This is a genomic window from Belliella calami, from assembly GCF_022549695.1.
Classification (GTDB): Bacteria; Bacteroidota; Bacteroidia; order Cytophagales; family Cyclobacteriaceae; genus Belliella; species Belliella calami.
Window position 1 is genome coordinate 109,772 of record NZ_JAKZGS010000013.1, and the last position, 23,816, is coordinate 133,587.

At 36.0% G+C, this 23,816-nt stretch carries 19 protein-coding genes and 3 tRNA genes; 8 read left to right on the forward strand and 14 right to left on the reverse strand.

Features of this window, described 5'->3' with window-relative positions; all coding sequences use genetic code 11:
* Positions 1-12: 12 nt before the first annotated feature.
* A tRNA-Glu gene (locus MM236_RS14615) sits at positions 13-84 on the forward strand.
* Positions 85-218: 134 nt separating this feature from the next.
* On the opposite strand, the gene MM236_RS14620 is transcribed toward MM236_RS14615, so the two are convergent.
* A complete protein-coding gene (locus MM236_RS14620) occupies positions 219-2,423 on the reverse strand; it encodes a B12-binding domain-containing radical SAM protein (protein ID WP_241275734.1) in 2,205 nt (734 codons plus the stop codon).
* Positions 2,424-2,600: 177 nt separating this feature from the next.
* Here MM236_RS14620 and MM236_RS14625 point away from each other — a divergent pair, with 177 nt between their 5' ends.
* The gene (locus MM236_RS14625; RefSeq protein WP_241275735.1) at positions 2,601-3,359 is read left to right on the forward strand and encodes a 3-keto-disaccharide hydrolase; all 759 of its coding nucleotides are present in this window, start codon (positions 2,601-2,603) and stop codon (positions 3,357-3,359) included.
* On the opposite strand, the gene MM236_RS14630 is transcribed toward MM236_RS14625, so the two are convergent.
* Positions 3,360-3,968, reverse strand: a complete 609-nt coding sequence (locus MM236_RS14630; protein ID WP_241275736.1) for a nucleotidyltransferase family protein — start codon at positions 3,966-3,968, stop codon at positions 3,360-3,362.
* Positions 3,961-5,082, reverse strand: a complete 1,122-nt coding sequence (locus MM236_RS14635; protein WP_241275737.1) for an XdhC family protein — start codon at positions 5,080-5,082, stop codon at positions 3,961-3,963. Before MM236_RS14635 ends, MM236_RS14630 begins: the two co-directional genes overlap by 8 nt.
* A gap of 228 nt (positions 5,083-5,310) precedes the next feature.
* Between MM236_RS14635 and MM236_RS14640 the strand changes: the two genes are divergently transcribed.
* The 4 genes from MM236_RS14640 to MM236_RS14655 all read left to right on the forward strand — a co-directional run bounded on the left by MM236_RS14640 (position 5,311) and on the right by MM236_RS14655 (position 10,485).
* Positions 5,311-5,769 carry a cold-shock protein gene (locus MM236_RS14640; RefSeq protein WP_241275738.1) on the forward strand — a complete coding sequence of 153 codons (459 nt, stop codon included), beginning with the start codon at positions 5,311-5,313 and terminating at the stop codon, positions 5,767-5,769.
* Positions 5,766-6,248, forward strand: a complete 483-nt coding sequence (locus MM236_RS14645; protein ID WP_241275739.1) for a hypothetical protein — start codon at positions 5,766-5,768, stop codon at positions 6,246-6,248. Before MM236_RS14640 ends, MM236_RS14645 begins: the two co-directional genes overlap by 4 nt.
* Before the next feature lie 189 nt (positions 6,249-6,437).
* Positions 6,438-8,633 carry a S9 family peptidase gene (locus MM236_RS14650; RefSeq protein WP_241275740.1) on the forward strand — a complete coding sequence of 732 codons (2,196 nt, stop codon included), beginning with the start codon at positions 6,438-6,440 and terminating at the stop codon, positions 8,631-8,633.
* Positions 8,634-8,829: 196 nt separating this feature from the next.
* On the forward strand, positions 8,830-10,485 hold the full coding sequence (locus MM236_RS14655; protein WP_241275741.1) for a M1 family metallopeptidase: 1,656 nt from the start codon (positions 8,830-8,832) through the stop codon (positions 10,483-10,485).
* A 612-nt stretch (positions 10,486-11,097) separates the two neighbouring features.
* On the opposite strand, the gene MM236_RS14660 is transcribed toward MM236_RS14655, so the two are convergent.
* From MM236_RS14660 to MM236_RS14670, 3 genes are all read right to left on the reverse strand, one after another.
* Positions 11,098-11,170, reverse strand: a tRNA-Thr gene (locus MM236_RS14660).
* A 127-nt stretch (positions 11,171-11,297) separates the two neighbouring features.
* Positions 11,298-13,214, reverse strand: a complete 1,917-nt coding sequence (locus MM236_RS14665) for a DUF349 domain-containing protein (protein ID WP_241275742.1) — start codon at positions 13,212-13,214, stop codon at positions 11,298-11,300.
* 51 nt (positions 13,215-13,265) lie between these two features.
* On the reverse strand, positions 13,266-13,835 hold the full coding sequence (locus tag MM236_RS14670) for a YqgE/AlgH family protein (RefSeq protein ID WP_241275743.1): 570 nt from the start codon (positions 13,833-13,835) through the stop codon (positions 13,266-13,268).
* Positions 13,836-13,988: 153 nt separating this feature from the next.
* Between MM236_RS14670 and pdxH the strand changes: the two genes are divergently transcribed.
* On the forward strand, positions 13,989-14,624 hold the full coding sequence (gene pdxH / locus MM236_RS14675; protein ID WP_241275744.1) for a pyridoxamine 5'-phosphate oxidase: 636 nt from the start codon (positions 13,989-13,991) through the stop codon (positions 14,622-14,624).
* 99 nt (positions 14,625-14,723) lie between these two features.
* Here the strand turns inward: pdxH and bshB1 are convergent, their stop codons facing one another.
* From bshB1 to MM236_RS14715, 8 genes are all read right to left on the reverse strand, one after another.
* Entirely contained in the window at positions 14,724-15,440 is a 717-nt protein-coding gene (bshB1, locus tag MM236_RS14680) for a bacillithiol biosynthesis deacetylase BshB1 (RefSeq protein WP_241275745.1), read from the reverse strand.
* 52 nt (positions 15,441-15,492) lie between these two features.
* Positions 15,493-16,527, reverse strand: a complete 1,035-nt coding sequence (locus MM236_RS14685; RefSeq protein WP_241275746.1) for a M23 family metallopeptidase — start codon at positions 16,525-16,527, stop codon at positions 15,493-15,495.
* Between the two features lie 15 nt (positions 16,528-16,542).
* Complete coding sequence (gene trxB, locus MM236_RS14690) at positions 16,543-17,481, reverse strand: thioredoxin-disulfide reductase (RefSeq protein WP_241275747.1); 939 nt, start codon at positions 17,479-17,481, stop codon at positions 16,543-16,545.
* Between the two features lie 201 nt (positions 17,482-17,682).
* Positions 17,683-18,546, reverse strand: a complete 864-nt coding sequence (locus MM236_RS14695) for a sigma-70 family RNA polymerase sigma factor (protein ID WP_014773234.1) — start codon at positions 18,544-18,546, stop codon at positions 17,683-17,685.
* Between the two features lie 99 nt (positions 18,547-18,645).
* Complete coding sequence (gene pnp, locus MM236_RS14700; RefSeq protein ID WP_241275748.1) at positions 18,646-20,781, reverse strand: polyribonucleotide nucleotidyltransferase; 2,136 nt, start codon at positions 20,779-20,781, stop codon at positions 18,646-18,648.
* Positions 20,782-20,886: 105 nt separating this feature from the next.
* A complete protein-coding gene (rpsO, locus tag MM236_RS14705) occupies positions 20,887-21,162 on the reverse strand; it encodes a 30S ribosomal protein S15 (RefSeq protein WP_014773232.1) in 276 nt (91 codons plus the stop codon).
* Between the two features lie 44 nt (positions 21,163-21,206).
* Positions 21,207-23,069: an LptF/LptG family permease gene (locus tag MM236_RS14710; RefSeq protein ID WP_241275750.1), complete on the reverse strand. Its 1,863-nt coding sequence runs from the start codon at positions 23,067-23,069 to the stop codon at positions 21,207-21,209.
* Positions 23,070-23,150: 81 nt separating this feature from the next.
* Positions 23,151-23,546 carry an START-like domain-containing protein gene (locus MM236_RS14715; protein ID WP_241275749.1) on the reverse strand — a complete coding sequence of 132 codons (396 nt, stop codon included), beginning with the start codon at positions 23,544-23,546 and terminating at the stop codon, positions 23,151-23,153.
* A gap of 92 nt (positions 23,547-23,638) precedes the next feature.
* Between MM236_RS14715 and MM236_RS14720 the strand changes: the two genes are divergently transcribed.
* Positions 23,639-23,712, forward strand: a tRNA-Met gene (locus tag MM236_RS14720).
* Positions 23,713-23,816: the final 104 nt, after the last annotated feature.

Sequence of the window (23,816 nt, forward strand, 5' to 3'; positions counted from 1 at the left end):
TTTTCTATTTATGGTCCGTTCGTCTAGGGGTTAGGACGTATCCCTTTCACGGATAAAACACGGGTTCGATTCCCGTACGGACTACTACAAATTGATGTTTTTCATCATTCTGACCGCAAGAAAAGTTTGTTTCAAACGAATCTGCGCGATGAATTTGTTTTATGGTTGTTAGTGGTTAAAGTGAGTAAAAACCTGGTCTTCTAGACCAGGTTTTTTATTTATACCACCAACAAGCCTGCATCATGCAATTCAAACCATAACTTTTCCTGAAACAATTTTTCAACATTTCCCAAGCCTGCTTCTTTGTATGATTCTTCAAATTGGGAGAATGTCATTTCCTTTTCCGAAGTTTTGAGACGCATTTCTTCCAAAACTTTAATCAACCATCTTCCCTCTTTGGTGTTGACTTTTATTTCTGCTTCCTGAACTTTGTTTTCCACATATAATACTACTCCTTCTACTACTTTACCTTTTTTACTGAAAGTAGTTCTTTTCAACTCGGGTTTATTCCCAAGCCAAATCATTTTTGATGTTGGCCTGTAGCCGTTGGAAGAAGAATCAGTTATTGATTTATATATAAAACTAGGTGAAACTGATGTCCTTGGAATTTTAAAATCAAACCATTCTTGCAATGGAAAATCAAAACAGATTCCATGCATATAATTGAATAAGGCTTTCTTCAATCCTGCACTGAACATCTCGTGCTCTGTTCCTTCAGGATCTTCATGACTGAGGTCATTGTCAGCAAATAAACCTTTCTCAGGCCCAACTTTCACTACCCTAAATTTCGATGGATCAATGCCAATAGGAGCGTGGGAAGTCATCGCAAAAAGATGCCAGAATCCCGATTGGATCACATTATTCTCAAATAGCTGACGAACCATCTCCAAGCTGTCTATTGTCTCTTGTGCTGTCTGGGTTGGAAATCCATACATCAAGTATGCATGTACCATTATTCCGGACTCTGTAAAATGATGCGCTACTCTTGCTACCTGCGCAACATTGACACCTTTTTGCATCATTTCCAAAAGCCTATCCGAAGCTACTTCCAAACCTCCTGAAACGGCAATACAACCAGAGGCTTTCAACAACCTACAAAGATCATATGTAAACCTTTCTTCAAATCGGATATTAGTCCACCAAGTGATTTTTAAGTTTCTTCGAATTATCTCAATGGCCATCTCTCGCATCAAAGCAGGAGGGGCAGCTTCATCCACAAAGTGAAATCCAGTTTGCCCAGTCTGCTCTATCAATTCTTCTATTCTATCACAAATCAAGGAAGCAGATACTGGCTCGTAGTTTTTGATATAATCCAAAGAAATATCACAAAAAGAGCATTTTCTCCAATAACAACCATGCGCCATCGTCAATTTATTCCATCTGCCATCAGACCAAAGTCTATGCATGGGATTGACTATTTCGATTACTGACAAATACTTGTCCAATGGCAATCCCCTATAATCAGGAGTTCCTGTCTTGCTAAAAGGAACATCGCTTTCCCTCGATCCATTGCAATAGACTACCTCCTGATCGATCAAAGTAAATGTGCGCTTCAAATCCTTGAGTTGTCGACTTCCGTCAAAATACTCCAGCAAATTCGTCAATGGTCTTTCACCATCATCCAATGTGATAAAATCAACATATTCAAATACCCTCGGTTCTTTCAATGAGCGAAGTTCAGTATTTGGATAGCCGCCACCCATGACTACTTTGATCTGTGGATGATACTTTTTGATATACTGACCACATCTGAGTGATCCATATAGATTGCCTGGAAAAGGTACTGAAAGGCAGATAGCATGAGGGTTTGACTCCTGAATTGCCTTTTCCAACTCTTCAAATAAATATTCATCTACAAAGGATGGACTTCCCTGCAAGGTATCATGCAAGGGGTCAAAAGATACAGCTGATCTTCCCAATCTCTCTGCATATCTACTAAATCCAAAATTCGAATCCAGCGCTTCTTGGATCAAATCACTCAAGTCCTCTAGATACAAAGTTGCTAAATGTCTTGCTTTGTCTTGGATTCCCATAGTGCCAAAAGCCCAATCCATTTCGTCCAAAAGTTCAAACCTTGAAGCTTGTGGAAGAAAATCACCATCACAGATATTGTATGCAATGGTAGGATTTCTAAATTGAAGAAAATTAATGACCGGTGTGATGGTATGAAGATAGTCTTCTTGAAGCTTTACTATCCTTTGACTATTTTGAGAAAGGTTCTTAACATCTTGTTTTTCAATTTTTTGAAATAATTCAGTTAATCCTTTTTTTGAAAATATCCTCAGTATGACATTTAAACCAAGGTCGTATTGAAAAGAAGTTCTTCCCAACAAATTGAGATAGCCTTTGATGTATGCAGTAGCAGGATAGGGGGTGTTGAGTTGGGTAAATGGGGGAGTAAGAAGAAGAATTGATTTTGACACAGGTATGAAATTTTCTCAAATTTCGCTAAATTCTCCGATTATTGTACGGTATCCATCAGGTCTTTCTCAATTTTTGTCTAAATATCTCGAATATCCTGTCAAAAATACTTCCCCTGCTTTCGATTTGACAAATATTGCTTTAATTTGGAGGAAACATTTTATCCAAAAACAAAACCTATGAAAACCTTTAAAAAAATTTTAATCATCATCATTTTTATTTGTTCCACTTCTGCATCTTTTGGACAACAAAAAGACATAAAACTACCACCAGAAGCAACTGAGTTTTGGGACCCTATTCCAAGAAAAGTAAGTCCTGGTAAGCAAAATCACGAAGCTCCAAGTGATGCCATTGTTTTATTTGATGGTTCTAATCTTGATAAATTCGTAAGTGCAAAAGATGAAAGCAACGCCTCTTGGAAAGTGGAAAACGGAATAATGACCGTTTCCCCACAAAAAGGTGACATCAAAACAAAAGACGCTTTCGGAGATATGCAGCTGCATATCGAGTGGGCTTCCCCAACAGTTGTGAAAGGTGAAGGTCAAGGACGAGGAAATTCTGGAGTATTAATAATGGGATTGTATGAAGTCCAAGTTTTGGATTCTTATGAAAGTAGAACCTACTCTAATGGCCAAGCAGCAAGTTTGTATAAACAATATCCTCCATTGGTAAATGCGACAAAAGCGCCTGGCGAATGGAATACTTATGATATTTTCTTTACAGCACCTAGATTCAACAAAGACGGGATGTTGACGGCTCCTGCAAAAGTAACTGTAATCCACAACGGAATATTGGTTCAAAATGCTGTTGAACTAAAAGGACCAACGGAATATATCGGAATCCCGAATTACAGAGCACACGAGGAAGAATTACCATTTGTACTCCAAGACCATGGAGATTTGGTGAGTTTTAGAAACATTTGGGTAAGAAGACTTTAATCAAGTCTTCTTACTTATTAATTTCCTGTAATCTTCAATGGTATCTATATCGATTGACCCTTGTTCAAAATTGATAATTCCACAATCATCTTGATACTTATATATTACCTTTTTTGCACCCTCAGTAGAGCTCAATTTCAATAAGTTATCAAAGTGTTTTTTTGTAAACAAAGCAGGTACTCCCAATGTATCACCATATTTACAAGCAATAATATTCTTTTCAGAATGAGACTGCAAGTTAATCATAGAATCAATCAATTTGGAATTCACGAAAGGTTGATCACAAAGCATAATGATCACTTGATCCAATTTTGCTATTTCATTTAATTTTTTCAATCCAACTTGCATGCTACTAGCCATTCCATTTTCCCAATATTCATTGACCGATACATATATTGAACTAAAGTCAATTTGAGATTTTATTTCATCCATTTTAGCACCAAGCACAATCACTACATGATCTGCTGAGGATTCTTTGCCTACATTGATCGCATTTTGGAGTAAATTGATTCCATTGAATTCCAAAAGCTGTTTTGCTATTCCAAGTCTTGAAGAATTCCCAGCAGCAAGAATAACAATCCCCGTTGATGGTTTTTGGACTTTATTCATGAATGGAACCTGTTTTTTCTCTCAAGTAAATTGGCTTTTTCTGTGAAAGAACAGATTTGATTTCGGCAATAATAGCCAAAGCGATTTCCTCTGAGTTCTCAGCCCCTAAATCAAGCCCAGTAGGTCCGAAAATATTCTCTATTCCAATTCCAATTCCATTTTCTACCAATTTGATGCTCTCGAATAGTTTTTCAGATTTTTTCTTAGGCCCCAATATTCCAATATATGGCAAAGAAGAATTGAGAAGTTTCTCCAGAACAATTCTATCATAATCAAAATTATGCGTCATTAACAAAGCAACTGTTCTTCCATCAATTTCTAATTTTTCGACCACCTCGGATGCAGGCCCAACGACAATTTCAGAAACCGTCGGAAACCTATCTTTGGTCGCATACTGTTTTCTTCCATCGATAAGAATGATTTTCCAACCCAAAATATCGGCTATTTTACTTAATGGAATTGTGTCATTGCCAGCTCCAAAAAGCAATACCTGAACAGGTGGGTTTATTTTTTCATAAAACACATAAAAATCATTCTCTTGATGATTGTAAGCAACTATTTCTGAATCTACTGAAGTACTTCTACTTTTAATTTCTTCCAAAATCAATTCTTCTACAGAAGAATTTTGAATATTGAAATTGCTTAAAACTTGATTTTCCCTAGATAAAAATGAAGTACCTATTTGTCTCTCACGAGAATTTTTCAGTGAAAAAACCGTAACCAAAGAAGATGGTAGTCTTTTTTCAAATGCCAATTCAAGCAGGAGAACTGGGTTCAATTCATTTTGATAATCAATAGGTTCTATCAAAATATGTATTATGCCATTACAACCTAGTCCGATTCCAAACTTTTGATCATCTTCGTCAGTAGTATCATAAGTAACGATCATTGATTGATTTTGAAAAATCACAGCTTGGGCTTTTCGCAAAGCATCACCCTCTAAGCATCCACCACTAATGGCTCCGGTCAACTCCCCATTTTCCCCAACAAGCATTCTAGCACCTGGCCTTCTATAAGCTGAACCATCCACTTTTACGACAGTGGCGAGAGCAGCTTTAAGGTTGGCATTTTTGTATTTGTAGTAAGTGTCTACAATCAATTGGAATTCCTTCATTCTGCAAAATTTATAAATTAAAATACCAAACTAACAAAATTTGGAATTATAGAACCGAATATTTTTAAAAAGCTCAAAATTAAGATGGAAACTGGAACTATAAAAAATTAAAGAATAGACCTCTAAATGTAACAAAGCCATATTCTTATGAAAAATTTATTGAAAATTTTGAAAATACTTATTAAAATAAAATAGGAATTCTTCAAAAAAACTTGGTATTTTGTAAATATGGCAAAATCAAGAGAAACCTTTAACAAGAAAGAGAAGGAAAAATTAAGACAAAAAAAGAAACAGGAAAAGGTAGATAAGAAAGAAGCACGTAAATCAAATGATAAATCAACAGATTTTGAAGATATGATTGCTTATGTGGATGAATTCGGAAATATCACCTCAACACCACCTGATCCTACCAAGAAAAGAAAAGAGATCGATGTAGATAGTATCGAAATCGGCGTTTCTAAAACCATAGAAACTGAAGACGATGGTGCAGGTAGGAAAGGAAAAGTTACTTTTTTCAATGATTCTAAAGGCTACGGCTTTATCAAAGACGAACAGACGCAAGAAAGTATTTTCGTGCATGTAAATGGTTGCATAGACCAAATACAAGAAAATGATAAAGTTACTTTTGAAACAGAAAAAACAGCAAAAGGACTAAGCGCTATACAAGTGAAGTTAGTTGAAAAATGAAAATTGCCAGTCTAGCTGAAATCAAAAAAGAATTGAAGTTCCTCAATGAAAAGGAGCTTCATGAATTGATCCTTGATCTAAGTAAGTTTAGTACTGATAACAAAGCATATTTATTTTTCAAACTCTTTGAAAAAGAGAATCCTAGGATATTTGTCGAAATGGTTAAAGAGGAATTGGAACTCGAATTTGAGAAAGCCAATACCAGAAATTACCATTTCGCCAAAAAGTCCGCACAATTGATCCGAAGAAAACTCAACAAAAACCTTAAACTTAGCAAAGACAAAACAGCTCAAATCGAACTGATTATATTTTTTTGTGATAAATTAAAGGAATACGGTTACCTACAATTCCGACATCCTGTTATCGAAAACCTCTTTCAAACTCAAATAGGCAAAGCGAAAAAGCTTGTTGAAAAACTGCATGAAGATCTGCAATATGACTATTTGCAATTATTGGAAGAGCTTCCAGAAGTAAGATAGAGAATTTAGCTGCGACTGCTGTCTCCAGACTAAAGTCAACAGCACTTACAACAATTTTTAAAGTCTATTCTTAATCTACTTGCATAATTATGGATACTCAATAACCATTTTCTAATACTATCTATCCCAAAATACACCCGATAATTTAAATCTTAAGGTTTAGAAAAATAAATTTTAGTATTTTCCCATATGAAAATCATTAAAAATTTATTGAAATTCTCAGTCCTGATTTGCCTTTTATTTTGTCTTAAAGAAGGTTTTTCACAAAATATCATTTGGCATCACAACGATTTAAATTATTTCAAATTAGAAGAAAATCAAATCATAAGATATGAGCTTCCCGGTAATGAAAGAGAGGTCTTTTTGAATTCGGAAAAACTCACACCGTTAGGATCAAATGTCTCTTTAACAGTCAGGGACTTTGCTATTTCGAAAGATGAAAATTCGATTTTGATCTATACAAATACCAAGAAAGTATGGAGACTAGATACCCAAGGTGACTATTGGATATACGATGTAGGTAATGATTTGCTAAGAAAAATAGGAGAGAGTCTCCCTGAATCGAGTCTTCGATTTGCCAAAATAGACCCTACCAGTAAAAACATTGCTTACGTCAGTGGGTCAAACTTATATTATGAGTCAATTTCAGATGGAAAAATCACACAGTTGACCCATGATGGAAATAGGAAGCTTATCAATGGAACATTTGATTGGGCTTATGAAGAAGAATTTGCCTGTAGAGATGGATTTCAATGGAGCCCAGATGGTAAGCTCATTTCTTTTTGGCAAATCAATGCAGAGAAGATTAGGGATTTTTATATGGTGAACAATACAGACTCAGTCTACTCCCAAGTAATCCCTGTAGAATACCCAAAAGTAGGTTATTCACCTTCACCAGCCAAAATTGGAGTGATTGACTTGGAGAGCGAAAAGTTGGACTGGTTACCAATCCCAGGAGATCCAGCCCAACACTATTTGCCAAGAATGGAGTGGAATTCGGCAAATACGCTTTTAGTACAACAATTGAATCGGAAACAAAATGAAAGCAAGATATTTAAAATCAGTATTCCTGACTTGAGCGTAGTTACAATACACAAAGAAACAGACCCTGCATGGATTGATGTGCTATCCAGTTGGGATAATGTATATGGATTGACTTTCAGACATGAGTTCAAGTGGATCAATAAAGGAAAGGAATTTCTATGGATGAGTGAGAAAGATGGTTGGAAACACATCTATCGGATCGATATGGACGGCAAAGAGAAGTTGATCACCAAAGGAGCTTTTGATGTTATGAATTTACTTGGTGTGGACCAAGAAGAAAATTGGATCTATTTCCATGCTTCTCCAGAAAATGCAACACAGAAATATCTATACAGAACAAGAATCGATGGTAAAGGCAAACTGGAAAAAGTAACTCCTGAGGGCTTGGAAGGGCTTCATCATTACGAATTTTCCCCAAATGCAGCCTACGCTATACATCAGTTTCAAAACAACTACACCCAGCCAATTCGAGAATGGATCAGCTTACCAAAGCATGAAGTATTAAACCAAAAAGAAAGCATTTCCCAAAACATCGCTTCAAAACAGCACGAAAAAAAGGTGGAATTCTTTCAAATTTCTATCGATGACAAGGTTACAATGGATGGCTGGATGGTCAAGCCTAATGATTTTGACAAATCCAAAAAGTACCCTGTCGTATTCTATGTCTATACAGAGCCATGGGGAGCCAATGTAAAGGATGGATTTGGGTCAAGCAACAATCGATTGTATGATGGAGATATGGCAGAAGATGGTTATATCTATATCAGCATTGACAACAGAGGAACTCCAGTACCAAAAGGTAGGGAATGGAGAAAGAGTATCTATAGAAAAGTCGGCCAACTGAATATATCAGATCAGGCTGCTGCTGCCAAACAAATTGCAGAATGGGACTTTGTCGATCCCGATAGGATAGCCGTTTGGGGCTGGAGTGGGGGAGGCTCAGCTACTTTAAACCTTTTGTTCCAATATCCCGAGATTTATAAAACAGGTATTGCCATAGCAGCTGTTGCTGACCAATTGACATATGACAATATCTATCAGGAAAGGTATATGGGGCTTCCCCAAGAAAATCTACAGGATTTTATAGATGGATCTCCAGTGACCCACGCAAGAAATCTTAAAGGAAACTTACTCTATATCCACGGAACAGGAGATGATAACGTACATTATGCCAATGCGGATATTCTTGTCAATGAATTGATAAAGCACGGGAAGTTGTTTCAAATAATGCCTTATCCCAATAGGAGCCATTCCATTTCAGAAGGATCGGGGACAACTGCACACTTGAGAAAACTGTTCACTGATTATCTGAAAAAGCATTGTCCTCCAGGTGGGATTTAATTGATTATCCGTAAACCTTTCAGGTTTTCTTAACGCTTAGTTAGTTTTAAAGTTAAAACTGGGTGAAACTTGGACGATTTGCTTTCTATGACACAACTATAAATAATAAGTTACAACATGATCGTCAACAATTGACAGTCAACAGGACGCATACCACTCGTTATATTCTGGTTAAAAAAATTCCAAAAAATATTCCATGTCTCTATTCAAATCAAACACATTTAAGCTGACGCTTTTGCTTTTAGCAATCATCTCATTTATTTCTGAAAGCCAAGCTCAGGAAAGGATTTCCCGTGCCGATACCTTAAGGGGAAGTGTCACTCCGGAAAGGGTTTGGTGGGATTTGAACTACTACCATTTGGATATTGAAGTAAAGCCTGAATCAAAATCTATAATTGGCACAAATACAGTAAGATATCTTGTGAAAAAAGAGCATCAGGTTTTGCAAATTGATCTCCAGGAACCTATGGAAATCACACAAGTGAAGCAAGATGGCAAAAGCTTGGAAGTGAAAAAAGATGGTGCTGCACATTTCGTCCAACTTCAAAAAAAACAAGTAGCAGGCGAGTATGAATCGATTGAAATCAGCTATGAAGGTCAACCCAAAGAAGCCATTAGACCACCTTGGGATGGCGGGTTGACATGGTCAAAAGACGAGAATGAGAATTGGTTTATTGCGAATTCAAATCAAGGAATAGGATCCAGCGTCTGGTGGCCAAGCAAAGACCATCCTGCTGATGAAGCAGATAGCATCTTGATAAGTGTCAAAGTCCCAAAGCACCTGATGAATGTATCCAATGGGCAACTGAGGAGAGTAGAAGAAGATGATTTGACCAAAACATATCACTGGTTTGTAAGCAATCCGATAAATGGATATGGTGTAAATATCAATATTGGTGACTATGTACATTTTGATGAAATTTATCAAGGGGAAAAAGGCCCTTTGAAAATGGATTATTATCCTTTGAGTTATAATTTGAAGAAAGCCAAGAAGCAATTCAAAGACGCAACCAGAATGATGGAAGCATTTGAGCATTGGTTTGGGCCATATCCATTTTATGAAGATGGTTTCAAGTTGGTAGAAGCACCATATTTGGGCATGGAGCACCAAAGCTCAGTCACTTATGGTAACGGCTATGAAAATGGATACAGGGGAACTGATCTGAGTGGAACTGGATGGGGATTGAAGTTTGATTTTATCATCATCCATGAATCCGGGCACGAATGGTTTGCCAATAATATCACATACAAAGATGTAGCGGACATGTGGATTCATGAAAGCTTCACAAATTACTCTGAGAGTCTGTTTGTAGAGTATCATTACGGCAAAAAAGCCGGTCAGGAGTATGTTAGAGGTACCAGAAGCAAAATTGCAAACAAAATTCCGATCATTGGAATCTATGGCGTAAATAGACAAGGTTCCGGCGACATGTATTCCAAGGGAGGAAATATGCTGAATACCCTTCGGGAAATACTCAATGATGATGATCGCTGGAGAAATATTCTGCGAGGTTTGAATGAGGAGTTTTACCATCAGACTGTTACTACAGAGCAAATCGAACGCTATATCATCGAAAAATCCGGATTGGATTTGGAGAGTTTCTTTGACCAATATCTAAGGAATATCTCCATACCAACATTCGAATATTACTATGATCAAGAAAACACGCTTCATTATCGTTGGGCCAATTGCATTGCATCATTCAATATCCCTGTAGATGTTCAGATAGGGAAAAAGAAAGTACGACTAGCAGCAGACACACAATGGTCGGAATATAAAGTTGGCAAAAATCTTCCAGTAAGGCTAAATCCAAATTACTATGTTGGAGCTTTTAATTTGACGGGGAATTGATTGAAGTATTTGTTGAGCTACTCTATAGTTTTATAAAAGACACATAATTGTTATATAATTTATATTATGTTAAATAGAATTAACAAATATCCCCTCACCTTATCTTAAATCTACTTATTTCTATTTATTGGCTCATTTTGATTTTGCTAGTCATTATTTTATTAAGCATTAGGGACAAGACTGAGTCCTGAAGCTATAAAATCTATAGTCTATAAGAAGCGTTACTATCGCTTGGCTCACTTAAAAAACTTAAGGAAATTAACTCAGATTAAGCTATACAATAGTCTTGCATGCGAAATTGTTAGCATACACTACAAGATTTCAAATTCTTGGCATTTATACTACTTATTCAATTGGAAGCTTCACAAAGCTATTATAATGTCTAGGAAGGAAAACATTTCCTTTGAGGTAGTCCTTTTCATCCAATTGATTTTATTAAAAAAACGGAGTATTTAAATCTCCCAACTTATAGGACTGCTCGCTAAATATCTATGGCTAAATTTTGAACCTCCCCAGATTTTAAGTCTGATCCCCCAAATCCCGTTTTGATTAATTCCAAAAAAGTAAAATGGCTTAAAAACAAAAAAGGATAACGTTTCCGTTATCCTTTTGAGCCTCTTATCGGGATCGAACCAATGACCTACTGATTACAAGTCAGTTGCTCTACCAGCTGAGCTAAAGAGGCCTTTTTTGTATCTTTTAGAGCTGTTTTGCCCTTAAGACTCTGCAAATATAGTAGGTTAATTTTTACCTCCAAAACTCATTTGAAAAAAAAATAGGGAGATTAAACTATCTCCCTATTTATGAGTCAATTAAAATTCTCTAATAATTGAAAGTTTTTTCTTTAGCTTATCAATTTCTTGTTCTGCCTTTCTGATTTTGTCATCAAACTGGTCTTTTAGCTTGTCGGCAGTCTTGGAAGCAGCAAAAAACTCCAAGTTATTTTTCCACAATGTAATGTTATTTTCCAAATCTGATATTTGCTTTCTGATTCCGTGCTCTTTTTTATTGAGGACTCTATTGCCATTCGGGTCAGATTGAAGCTTGTTCAGGTTTAGTCTAAACAGAAACTCATCTTTGTTTCCACCTTGGATTCCTAGCTTTTCGACATATTGGTCTACCGCTTCGTTGAACTTGGCCAAGACTTCTTTCATATTCTTTCTTGGTACAAATCCAATTTCATTAAACTGTAGGATTTTCGCTTCTAAACTTTCTTCGGATAGATTTTCAGAATCTGCTGCTTTGGTAATTTCATCTATCAGGGTAAGTTTTGTCTTTAGGTTTTCATCAAACTCTTTGTTGACAGCCTTGTTTGCATTTCTTCTATTCTCAAAGAAGGTATCACAAGCTTTCTTGAATCGGCTATACAAATCATCACGAACCTTCTCAGGTGTCGGCCCGAGGTTTCTCCACTCCTGCTGCAGTGAAATCAGTTTGTTGGCTGTATCTTGCCACTCAGTACTCTCAATCAATCCCTCTGCTTGGGAGATCAATTCCTCAGCTTTGTTCTTGTTCGTCAACCTCACTTCATCCAATTCTTTGAAGAATTGGTTTTTGTTTTGGAAAAAATGTTTAAATGAACTCCAGAACTTCTTATTGATTTCCTTGCCCATTTCTTTTGGAACTGGACCTACAGCTTCCCACTCTTTCTGAATTGCCAAAACCTCTTTGGTCTTCACATTCCACTCTTTTATTTTTGAGGCACTGAAATCTTTGTATTCATCAAGTTTGATGATCAACTTTTCCTTCAGTTCCAAATTATCTTTATAAACTTCCTTTTGACTATCGTAATATTCCTTACGTCTATCATAGACCGCATCAGAAGCAGTTTTGAACCTATTCCAGAGACTTTCTTGCTCATCCCTTGGTACGGGGCCAATATGCTTGAACTCCTCATGCAGATCATTCAGCGACTTGATCGCTTCATTAAGATCTTCCACTTTGACCAATTCCTCTGCTTTTTCACAGATTTCCGTTTTATGCTCCAGATTCTTTTTGCGATCCAATTCTTTCAGCTCAAAATAGATACTTCTATTATCATAGAATCTATCCATCAAGGCATTATAGGAAGCCCATAGATTTTTGTTTTGAGCAGACGGAACTTGTCCTATTTTTTTCCATTCTTCTTGGATTGATTTGATTGCATTGATGCTTAGTGTAGTCTCTTCACCATCCACCAAATCTCGCAATCTATCCAAAATGGCATTTTTTGCCGTTAGGTTTCTTTCTTTTTGTTTTTCCTGGTCTTTGAAAAATTCTGATTTTTTGACTTTGAAATCGTGGATCAAGACATAAAATTCGGAATCTAAAGTTGATTTTTTGAATTGAAAATCATCTTCTTCTCCCCCATCAGCTAAAAACTGCTGTAGCGCCTCATCTTTTTCTTTGTGAAAGTATTCATCAAAGTGTGATTTGATTTCATTTATTTTGGAATCCGATTTCGCAAAATTCGCCGAAGCCAAAACATTTTTTAAAGCTGTCAATAACTCTTCTTTGGACAGTGAGGTATAATCTATCTCCTCTTCAGGTTCTCCCTCATCTTGATTCAATTCCTCATCTTCAACATCTAATTTAGAATCCTGACTTACTTCGTTGGAAGTATCTTCAGTAACTTCCACTGTGGATTCCTGAATTGCTTCGTTTGAAATCTCTTCACTACCCTGTGCTTCTTGATTTTGAGTTGCTTGGGTCACCTTGTCCTCATCGGACATTTCTTTGTCTGTGCTCATAATATAATCAGTACTTTTGAAAAACTGTTAAAACAAAAGTAACAAAATTGTTTAATTTAATCTTGGGTCTATCGGATAATTTGCCAATACCTGATATTCTCCACCCATATTTTTCAATATAACCCTCCATAATTCTTCTGGAGATGAGTTTAAGATGTAATTTGTATAAGTTGAATCACTTACGATCCAAGTTTTTTCATCAATTTCACTCTTTAATTGTCCTTCTGACCAACCTGAGTAACCTATGAAAAAACGGATTTTACCCAAATCAATTTCAGATAGTTTCAACTTACTTACCAATTGTTCAAAATTTCCTCCCCACCAAAGTTGATCTCCCAATTTGATACTTCCCTCCAGCAATTGTTCACCATAGTATATATAGTGAAGGGTGTTTTGCTCCACAGGACCTCCTACATATACTTCGCAGTCCAAAAAATTCAGCTCGTCTATCAACTCCCCCAACTTCAATATTGAAAGCTTGTTCAACACTAGTCCAAAAGCTCCATTCTCGTTGTTTTCACACAACAATACTACCGATCTTACAAAATTTTCATCTTGCAAAAATGGCTCTGATATCAATAAATGTCCAGATTTTGGATCTACACTAGGGTTTTCTTCCATGAAAAATCATTTTTGTTTCATCGATTTCAATATAAATCTAAATTTTTTAAATGCAATAAGATTAGTAATTTTATCCATTAAATGTGAGATAAAATAACAAACACATAACTCTTTTGGAGTTTCCAAGTTAAGCATCTAAATATCAAAAAAACAATGAAAATATCAGACATAAGAATTGAATATTCCCTCAAATCCTTAACTATAAATGAGGTTTTAGACGATCCTTTACAACAGTTTGAAGTTTGGTTTACAGAAGCTTTGGCTTCGGAAGTGATGGAGCCAAATGCAATGAATATCGCTACAATAAGACCTGATGGCACGCCAAACTCAAGAATCGTCTTATTGAAAGGAATAGATAAAGGGCTGATTTTTTTCACAAACTACGAAAGCTCAAAGGGTAAAGAACTTGAATATAACCCAAACATAGCGGTTACATTTTTTTGGCCAGAACTTGAGCGGCAAGTGAGGTTTTCTGGAAAAGTAGAAAAAGTCAGTGAAAAAGACTCTGATGAATATTTTTTCTCAAGACCATTTTCCTCCCAAATTGGTGCATGGGTATCTCCACAAAGTTCCGAAATAGAAAGTAGGGAGTTTTTGGAAGAAAGAGAAAAGCAATTAAGAAAAGATTTTACACCGGAGACCATAAGCAGACCTGATCATTGGGGTGGCTATAGGGTTATCATTTCTAAAGCTGAGTTTTGGCAAGGAAGACCAAGCAGACTTCATGATAGAATTTATTATGAATTGCTAGTGGAAGGGAATTGGCAAAAATCAAGAATAGCTCCTTAAATCTGGAGCTATTCTTATTCTTAAAAACAATAATTCTGCATACTTACAAAGTGTTGATGAAAGTCAATTCAAATTTGCAACTTGAGTTTAACAGTTTTACTATTTCAAATCAAACAAGTCTTCCACACCCAGCATTCTTTCTTTTGTGAAGCCTTCTCCATATTTGGTATTGATGCTATGACCAAACTCCCTTGCTCTTGCATCTATAAACTGGATAAAATTTTCGGATGAAATGAAACTTTGTGGCTCTTTGTTTTCAGGGTCGTAAAATTGTGATTTAAAAGCTTTGATACTAGCCAATTTGATTTCCCAAAAATCAGATATATCGACTACAAAATCCGGTTGGATATAGTTGTTTTGGATGTAGTGGTATACAAATTTTGGTCTCCAAGGCAATTGCATTTTGCCATCAATTTCTGTTTCAATCTTCAACAAACCACTCATAAAACATGCCGTAGAAGCTACACTTGCCCCTTTACCATGATCAGGATGTCTATCAGTTATCGCATTCGCCAGCACTATTTCAGGTTGATATTTTCTGATCATTTTCACTATTTCAAGCTGATGCTTATGATCATCCAAAAAATAAATATCCTTGAATCCCAGATTTTCCCTTGCACTCAAACCCAGAATTTCTGAGGATTTAATTGCTTCTTCAATCCTCTTTTCTGGTGTACCTCTTGTACCCATTTCACCTTTGGTAAAATCAACTATTCCAACTTTTTTACCTCTGGCTATTTGTGAAGCGATAGTTCCTGAGCAGGCCAATTCTGCATCATCGGGATGAGCAGCAAATACGAGTATATCTAGTTTCATGTGTTTTCTCTCAAAATTTTCAACTTACAACAAGTATACAGACCAAAAAAGTTTATCTAATCTTCAAATTTTGACCAACTCTCAAAACACTACGCGTGGTAAGTCCATTTAGTCTGGTCAAAGTACTGACTTTGACACCATATCTTTTTGCAATGACACTCAAATTTTCCCCTCTTCTTACTTTGTGGTACACTGACTTTTGAGCCTCTATTACGTGCTCAAAACTAGAGGAGGAAAGTAAATAAACATCACTTCGTAATCTTCCTATATTAAAATCAAAAAGCTGTGTAGGGTTTATTGAAAGCCCTTGATAGCGGACTTCGAAATGAAGATGTGGACCAGAACTTCTACCAGTGCTACCTCCTAGTCCAATCACATCTCCAGACTTAACTTCCTGACCGACTTCTACCAAAATCTTGGACATATGTCCATACAATGTCTCTAGGCCATTTTTGTGTCTTACCACAACATAATATCCATAGCCATTTCTATCATAGGATTTGATTCGGACAATTCCATCGAAGGCGCTATAAATCGGATCTCCAGTATTCAGTTTCAAGTCTGTTCCGTGGTGCCATCTATATCTTCTAAACCCAAACTCTGAAGTGATACGAGTTTGATCCAAAGGCAATGACCAATAGGTACCAAAAAATTGATCATATAATTTAACATAAACAGTGTCCTTGAAATCTTTAGGGTTAAAATCATAAATATTGATTTTTTGACTATCCCAAGATGAAAAATATTCAAATGCTGTTATCCAAATGCTGTCTATCTGAATTTGTTCGGAAACTCTAACAAGTTGATTTGTAGGTGCCCAGATCATAGAAAGTGTATCCTCTGATACTATGCTTAGCCTTTTGCGAAGGTCAACCATATCTTTATATAACAGAGAATCAGTTTGTCTGGTAATGTTTTGCAAATATTTCTGTGAATCAAAAAGTCTAATATCCCTCAAAAGAGGATTATTTGGAGCATTCACCTGCTCCTTCGGTTTTTTAATTATTTTGGGAAAAACTTGGGCATGAGTTTCAACTGAACTCATACCCAAGACTAATATCAATAATACTAAAATTCTATAATTCATTAGCTAATCTTAAGGCTATTCTATAGATGCCAAATATCTTTCGGCATCTAATGCTGCCATACAACCTGTTCCTGCAGCCGTAACTGCTTGACGATATATATTGTCTTGAGCATCACCACATGCAAATACTCCCTCAACATTTGTTTTTGTACTTCCAGCTACTGTTTTAATGTAACCAGATTCGTCCATATTTATAAAGTCTTTGAAGATTCCCGTGTTTGGTTGATGACCAATAGCAACAAAGAAGCCAGAAACTTTCAATTCTGAAATTTCTTTCGTCACATTGTTGATTAACCTTGCACCAGTCACTTCTTCGTCACCCAGAATCTCCTCAGTTTCAGTATTCCAAAGGATTTCAATCTTAGGATTATTTATGACTCTTTTTTGCATGATTTGAGAAGCTCTCATTTCTTCTCTTCTGACGATCATGTAAACCTTATTACAAATATTGGCTAAATATGAAGCTTCTTCACATGCGGTATCTCCTGCTCCTACTATCGCTACATCCTGACCTCTAAAGAAAAAGCCATCACAAACTGCACATGCAGAAACCCCTTTACCATTTAATCTTTCTTCACTTTCCATTCCCAGCCATTTAGCTGATGCACCTGTAGAAATCAAAACTGTGTCAGCATGGATTTCAATTTGTTCATCTACAATGACTTTATGAGGAGTTGAACTAAAGTCAACTTTTGTGACTAATCCATATCGGACTTGCGTTCCGAACCTTTCTGCTTGCTTTCTGAAATCTTCCATCATCTCAGGCCCCATTACTCCTTCTGGATAACCAGGATAATTCTCAACATCGTTTGTTATGGTTAATTGTCCGCCAGGTTGTCCTCCAGTGTACAATACTGGATTTAATCCTGCTCTAGCTGCATAAATTGCTGCTGTGTAGCCAGCAGGTCCAGAGCCAATAATCAATACTTTTACTTTTTCAATACCAGTTGACATTGCTGTTACTTTTAAGGTTGGCAAATTTTGTTAAATTATCTTTTACAACAAAGTTTAATGTTGTTAAAATTCCATAAATCATTTAAGGTTTATGGAATGTTGAACTAAGATGTCGTTGTCATATTTGGTCAAATTTCAAGATTTCTGCATATAAAAAAAAGGGGATAAAATCCCCTTTTTAATTTTTCACAATTAGGATTCTTAACCTAAATATGGCTTTAAAGTTTTACTTCTAGAAGTATGCCTTAAACGTCTGATAGCCTTTTCCTTAATTTGTCTCACTCGTTCTCTTGTAAGATTGAATTTTTCTCCGATTTCCTCTAGCGTCATGGCATGTTCACCATTCAGGCCAAAGTAAAGGGTGATTACATCGGCTTCTCTTTGGGTCAAAGTAGATAAGGCTCTTTGAACTTCTTTTCTCAAAGAATCATTCATCAGACCATCATCTGGTTTTTCTTCCCCATCATTTTCCAACACGTCCAAAAGACTATTTTCTTCACCCTGTACAAAAGGAGCATCCATAGATACATGCCTTCCAGAGATTTTCATTGTATCGACAACTTCACTCGCAGTTACCTCAAGCACTTCCGCCAATTCTTCTGGCGAAGGTTCTCTTTCGAATTTTTGCTCTAGTTCGCTGAAAGTTTTACTGATTTTATTTAAAGAACCAACCCTATTCAAAGGAAGCCTTACTATCCTAGATTGTTCTGCTAGAGCTTGCAATATGGATTGTCTAATCCACCATACCGCATAAGAAATAAACTTAAAACCTCTAGTTTCATCAAATCTTTGCGCTGCTTTGATCAATCCCAAGTTACCTTCGTTGATCAAATCACCTAATGAAAGGCCTTGATTTTGATATTGTTTGGCTACAGACACTACGAATCTAAGGTTGGCTTTTGTCAACTTTTCCAATGCTAGTTGATCACCTTCCCTAATTCTTTTTGCCAATACTACTTCCTCGTCTGCGGTAAGTAGATCGACTTTACCAATTTCTTGCAGATATTTGTCTAAAGACTGACTTTCTCTATTGGTTATCTGTTTGCTAATTTTTAGCTGCCTCATTCAAGAATATATTTAATTACAATTTAGGATTCTGATAATAACAGAATTAAGTAGCAATAAGGTTCAAAACATTATAAATGAATATCCTGAGCCTTAATTCTAATTATCTGATTTCTCTGGCTTTGGTATTAAAACTTTTCTGGAAAGTTTGAATTTACCTGTTTTCTTATCTACATCGATAAGTTTCACCTGAATTTCTTCTCCAGGTTCTAACACACCATCCATAGTTTCTAATCGCTCCCACTTAATTTCAGAGATATGAAGTAAACCATCTTTGCCTGGCATGAATTCTACAAACGCACCAAACGGCATAATGTTTTTAACTTTCCCTGTATAAGTTTCTCCAATTTCAGGTTGGGCTACTATTCCTTTGATTCTGGAAATAGCTGCATTCATAGAAACTTCATCGCTTGAGAAAATATTAATCTTACCAAGGTTGTCTTTTTCTTCAATTACAATAGTTGCTCCAGTATCTTTTTGAATTTCTTGAATCACTTTTCCGCCAGGTCCTATCACTGCACCGATCAATTCTTTTGGAATTGACATGATAAATGATCTTGGAGTGTGTGGTTTCAACTCTGGTTTTGGTGCTGCTAGGGTTTTGGTGATTTCTCTCAAAATATGTAATCTACCCTCTTTTGCTTGATAAAGTGCTTCTTTCAACACATTATAATCTAAGCCTTCTACTTTAAGATCCATTTGACAGGCAGTAATTCCTTTTTCTGTGCCTGTTACTTTGAAATCCATGTCTCCCAAGTGATCTTCATCACCCAAAATATCTGATAAAATAGAATAGTTTCCTGTTTTTGGATCAGAAATCATACCCATTGCAATTCCTGTTACAGGAGCTTTGATTGGAATACCTGCATCCATCAATGCCAATGAACCCGCACAAACTGTAGCCATTGAAGATGAACCATTTGATTCCAAAATATCAGAAACAATTCTGATTGTATATGGATTTTGATCATCAGCTGGCAATACTTTTTTCAAAGCTCTCATTGCCAAATTACCATGACCTACTTCCCTTCTACCTGGACCTCGGTTGATTTTCACTTCTCCTGTAGAGAATCCTGGAAAGTTATAATGCAAGAAGAATTTGTTGTATCCAGAGATTACTGCTCCATCCACCATTTGCTCATCCATCTTGGTACCCAAGGTACATGTTGTGATAGATTGTGTTTCTCCTCTTGTAAATACTGCAGAACCATGTGCTGATGGTAAATAATCTACAACAGACCATATTGGTCTTACTTCGTCAAGCTTTCTGCCATCCAACCTCTTCTTTTCGTTCAAAGTAAGGTTTCTTGCAGCTTCTTTATGGATTTTTGAAAAATATGGACCTATCAAACTAGCCTCGAACTCATGCTCTTCGCCTAAACTTTCGATAAATCCTTCTTTGATGGCTTTGATCAATTCTGATCTCTCAGATTTGTTGGCAATCAATTTGCCTACTACATCATAACATTTCTGATAAAGCTCAGCATGCATTTTTTCGAATAGTGCAGGGTCGGATTTTTCGTGGCTATATTCACGCTTCACTTCTTTCCCTACAGCAATTGTCAACTCTTTTTGTACTTGACAATGTCTTTTGATTTCTTCATGGGCAAGCTGCAAAGCCTCTACCATCTCATCTTCAGAGATTTCGTTAGCTTCACCTTCCACCATTAGAATATATTCCTCCGAACCAGCAACGATAAACTCCATAGAAGCTTTCTCAAGTTGTGCAGGTGTTGGATTGATAACTAATTTCCCATCAATCTTAGCTACTCTTACTTCAGAGATTGGTCCATTGAAAGGAATATCTGATACAGCAAGAGCTGCAGAAGCTGCCAATCCCGCTAAGCAATCAGGTAAAACTTCCGAATCAGATGACATTAAGGTGATAGAAATTTGGGTGTCAGCATGATAATCATCTGGAAAAATAGGTCTAATTGCTCTATCAACAATTCGACTAATCAAAATTTCATAATCAGAAAGTCTTCCTTCTCTTTTGAGGAATCCACCTGGGATTTTGCCTGATGCAGCAAATTTCTCTTGATAATCTACAGACATTGGTAAGAAATCAACTCCTTCTCCTGCCTCTTTTTTAGACATTGCGGTTGCTAAAAGCATAGCATTGCCCATTCTAACTACTACAGAACCATCAGCTTGTTTGGCCAATGCACCTGTTTCAATGATGATTTCTCTACCGTCCTCTAGGGTGATAGTTTTAGAAATAACGTTTGGTAACATACAAATTTTTTAAGAATAAATCTTGAATAGTTTTAAAAGTAAGGTTTAATATCTGGGGGGAATCAAAAAAGTAAGGTTCTCAAATAGAGAACCTTACAGTAATTTTTATTTACGTATTCCTAGGTCAGCAAGAACAGCTCTATATCTTTCGATATCGTTTTTGTAAAGATAGTTCAATAAACTTCTTCTCTTACCTACTAGTTTCAAAAGACCCAATCTTGAAGAGTGATCTTTTTTGTTTGTTTTCAAATGGTCAGTTAAATGCTTGATTCTAAATGTGAACAAAGCGATCTGAGACTCTGGAGAACCAGTATCAGTTTCAGACTTTAACCTACCATGATTTTTAAACAACTCCGATTTTTTCTCTGTAGTTAAATACATGCTTAGTTAAATTTTAATTATAAACAGCTACAAATGTACGAGTATTATTTTGAATTTAAAAGAACCTTATTTTTTTTGGCAAACTTAGTTTGTAGCCATGCTTTTACCTTTTTGTACATTTCTATGTAAGTATCAGGTTCAAATAGCCTCGCATCTTTTCTAGCTTGTTTTAGAAAGAATAAGCCAATCGGAATTAGTACCAATATCGAAAACCAAGTACCAAAAAGCGGGTTTGCCATTCCTTCTTTACCCCATTTCTCCCCTGTAATGGTCAGCATATAATATATTATAAAGAAAATGATTGATATCAGAACAGGCATGCCCAGCCCTCCTTTTTTGATGATTGCTCCAAGTGGTGCTCCTATCATAAACATTACGACACATGCAAATGCAGTTGTATATTTTTGATACCAAGCAATCTGATACCTCCTATATTCCCTTTCTATATCATCTATTTCTAAAACTTTTCTACTGAATGAATTTTTTAATGTCCTTGAATTGTTTAGGGCTACTGTTGCAGCCCGTGATCTGTAATTGCCTTTCTCAATAATTGAATCAATTCTTGTTCTCTGAGCTTCTGTAAACGCTGTCGGCTTCTCTGGAAGCGTTAATTTTGGCTTTGTCTCTGAAGAATCTGAATAGTCTATATTTGGAATTACTGCTGAGATGTTTGGATTAGATCTGTATCTTTTTTGCGTTTGCGAAACATTCTTTTTTTGTTCCGCAGCATTTATTGAATCTTCAATCAATGGTTGACTTGCTGAATTTTGAATTTCTTCTGTAGAGCTATCCAATTCCAAGTTTGAATAGAATTGATTTGGAGATAAGCTATCTAACAGCTTTGAATCATTTAGAATCCAGGAAGAATCCCTTGAACTTGATTCAACTAGTATTCTTGCATTTCTAATAGAATCCTGTTTGTCTCTTAGAATTTTTTTCTGGAGTCGAATTGAGTCATCAATTGCCTTTTTTTGTGCGATTGCTTCAGGTATTCTGAATTTCTTATTTCTAATATAAAATGGATACGATGATTCATTGGATGCGTAGTTTGTATAAATCATTCTATTTATTTCACTATTCATTGAATCCAACCCAACTTTCAGCTCGGAAATATTTTTGATAGAGCGATTATTGGACCATTGGTCTTCAGAGGTTCGATTCATTTGGAATGATTCAAGATTAAAAATAATCTGATTTTCTGAAAATTTTGTTCTAGTAAAATCTTGAGGTTTGTTATATGATGCTCTTTTGTCCCTCGACTCTTTGTAGCTAATGCCATTGTAAAGAGTCATACTCATATAGGATTCATTAAAAAAAGGCTCCATTCTTCCAGAATCAGCCAATATGATATTTGCATTGCCCTGTCCTTCTGAATGATCATAAATAATCAAATCTACCAGCCGAATATCATCAATCTTCTTGTTGACTTTGATACTGTAATTGGGAATTCCGCTATAAAACACACCTTCCTTGATATCTAATGCTGGCGATTTCATCCTAATGTCATAGAGAAGGCTAAATGTCTTTAGATTGACTTTAGGAACTAGATAATTATTTGAAAGATACGCCAAAAAGGATAGCACGATAACAAATATCCCAATCGGTCTCAAGGCTCTCAAAAGAGAAATCCCACTACTTTTGATCGCTGTAAGTTCGAAATGCTCGCCCAAGTTTCCAAAAGTCATCAAAGAAGAAAGCAAAACAGCCAAAGGCAAGGCCATTGGGGATATACTGATCAAAAAATAACTGATCAACTCCATGTAAACCATAAAGTCCAATCCTTTCCCAAATATTTCATCGAAATATTTGAGCATATTCACTGTAAGTAGAATAAAGTCTACCACAATAAAGGTCAATAAAAATGGGCCGATAAAGGACCCTAAAATCAATTTATCAAGTTTTTTCATGAAGTAATAATCCCCTCTGTCGAAGTTGTTGTACGGCAAAGGATGTGATTAGGATTTCAAAAATAGGAAATCATAATCAATTTACCCTCCTATTATTTCTTTTAAAGAAGAAATCAAACTATCCCAAATTGATTCTTGCTCTTCATCATCATAAGAATCACTGTAATCAATCACTCGAAGAAACATTGTCTGTGTGAGTTCATTTTCTTCTAGCTTAAACTCGATATATGAATGATCTGATTCCTCCTCAACATCAGGATTGTAAAAATCAAATTTCACATGAAGATTGCTTCTCATAGCAACGATCTTTGCATGATGGTCTTCTCCATCATAGGTGAAGATGTAATTTTTGTCTTCGGTGATTTTTACATCATCAGCAAACCACTCGGTCAAACCACTTGCAGTACTCAAATAAGGGAATAATATTTTTCTTGAAGTATTTATTTGATAGTCAGCAACAAACTTGTTCTTTACCATAATTATGAGATTTTGATTTATAAAAAATCTATTTTTTTACTCTTTTACATTTGTTTTTAACGATACAACCTAGCATATTTGCATTCCGATTTGGCGAGGTAGCTCAGATGGTTAGAGCGCAGGATTCATAACCCTGAGGTCGGCAGTTCGATTCTGCTCCTCGCTACAAGCCCCTCTTTTGGGGCTTTTTTTTTGTTCAAGCCTTTTTAATTGATTCAAACATGTATTGTGTTTATATTCTTTACTCATTTAATTGCAATAGACTCTATA

Bases quoted from the DNA above. Each gene is read 5' to 3' on its own strand.
- bshB1 (WP_241275745.1), bottom strand. From the start codon at position 15,440: ATGAAACTAGATATACTCGTATTTGCTGCTCATCCCGATGATGCAGAA.
- MM236_RS14655 (WP_241275741.1), top strand. From the start codon at position 8,830: ATGTCTCTATTCAAATCAAACACATTTAAGCTGACGCTTTTGCTTTTA.
- trxB (WP_241275747.1), bottom strand. From the start codon at position 17,481: ATGTCAACTGGTATTGAAAAAGTAAAAGTATTGATTATTGGCTCTGGA.
- MM236_RS14695 (WP_014773234.1), bottom strand. From the start codon at position 18,546: ATGAGGCAGCTAAAAATTAGCAAACAGATAACCAATAGAGAAAGTCAG.
- MM236_RS14630 (WP_241275736.1), bottom strand. From the start codon at position 3,968: ATGAATAAAGTCCAAAAACCATCAACGGGGATTGTTATTCTTGCTGCT.
- MM236_RS14625 (WP_241275735.1), top strand. From the start codon at position 2,601: ATGAAAACCTTTAAAAAAATTTTAATCATCATCATTTTTATTTGTTCC.
- MM236_RS14650 (WP_241275740.1), top strand. From the start codon at position 6,438: ATGAAAATCATTAAAAATTTATTGAAATTCTCAGTCCTGATTTGCCTT.
- MM236_RS14685 (WP_241275746.1), bottom strand. From the start codon at position 16,527: ATGAATTATAGAATTTTAGTATTATTGATATTAGTCTTGGGTATGAGT.
- pnp (WP_241275748.1), bottom strand. From the start codon at position 20,781: ATGTTACCAAACGTTATTTCTAAAACTATCACCCTAGAGGACGGTAGA.
- MM236_RS14635 (WP_241275737.1), bottom strand. From the start codon at position 5,082: ATGAAGGAATTCCAATTGATTGTAGACACTTACTACAAATACAAAAAT.
- MM236_RS14645 (WP_241275739.1), top strand. From the start codon at position 5,766: ATGAAAATTGCCAGTCTAGCTGAAATCAAAAAAGAATTGAAGTTCCTC.
- MM236_RS14640 (WP_241275738.1), top strand. From the start codon at position 5,311: ATGGCAAAATCAAGAGAAACCTTTAACAAGAAAGAGAAGGAAAAATTA.
- MM236_RS14665 (WP_241275742.1), bottom strand. From the start codon at position 13,214: ATGAGCACAGACAAAGAAATGTCCGATGAGGACAAGGTGACCCAAGCA.
- pdxH (WP_241275744.1), top strand. From the start codon at position 13,989: ATGAAAATATCAGACATAAGAATTGAATATTCCCTCAAATCCTTAACT.
- MM236_RS14670 (WP_241275743.1), bottom strand. From the start codon at position 13,835: ATGGAAGAAAACCCTAGTGTAGATCCAAAATCTGGACATTTATTGATA.
- rpsO (WP_014773232.1), bottom strand. From the start codon at position 21,162: ATGTATTTAACTACAGAGAAAAAATCGGAGTTGTTTAAAAATCATGGT.
- MM236_RS14710 (WP_241275750.1), bottom strand. From the start codon at position 23,069: ATGAAAAAACTTGATAAATTGATTTTAGGGTCCTTTATCGGCCCATTT.
- MM236_RS14715 (WP_241275749.1), bottom strand. From the start codon at position 23,546: ATGGTAAAGAACAAGTTTGTTGCTGACTATCAAATAAATACTTCAAGA.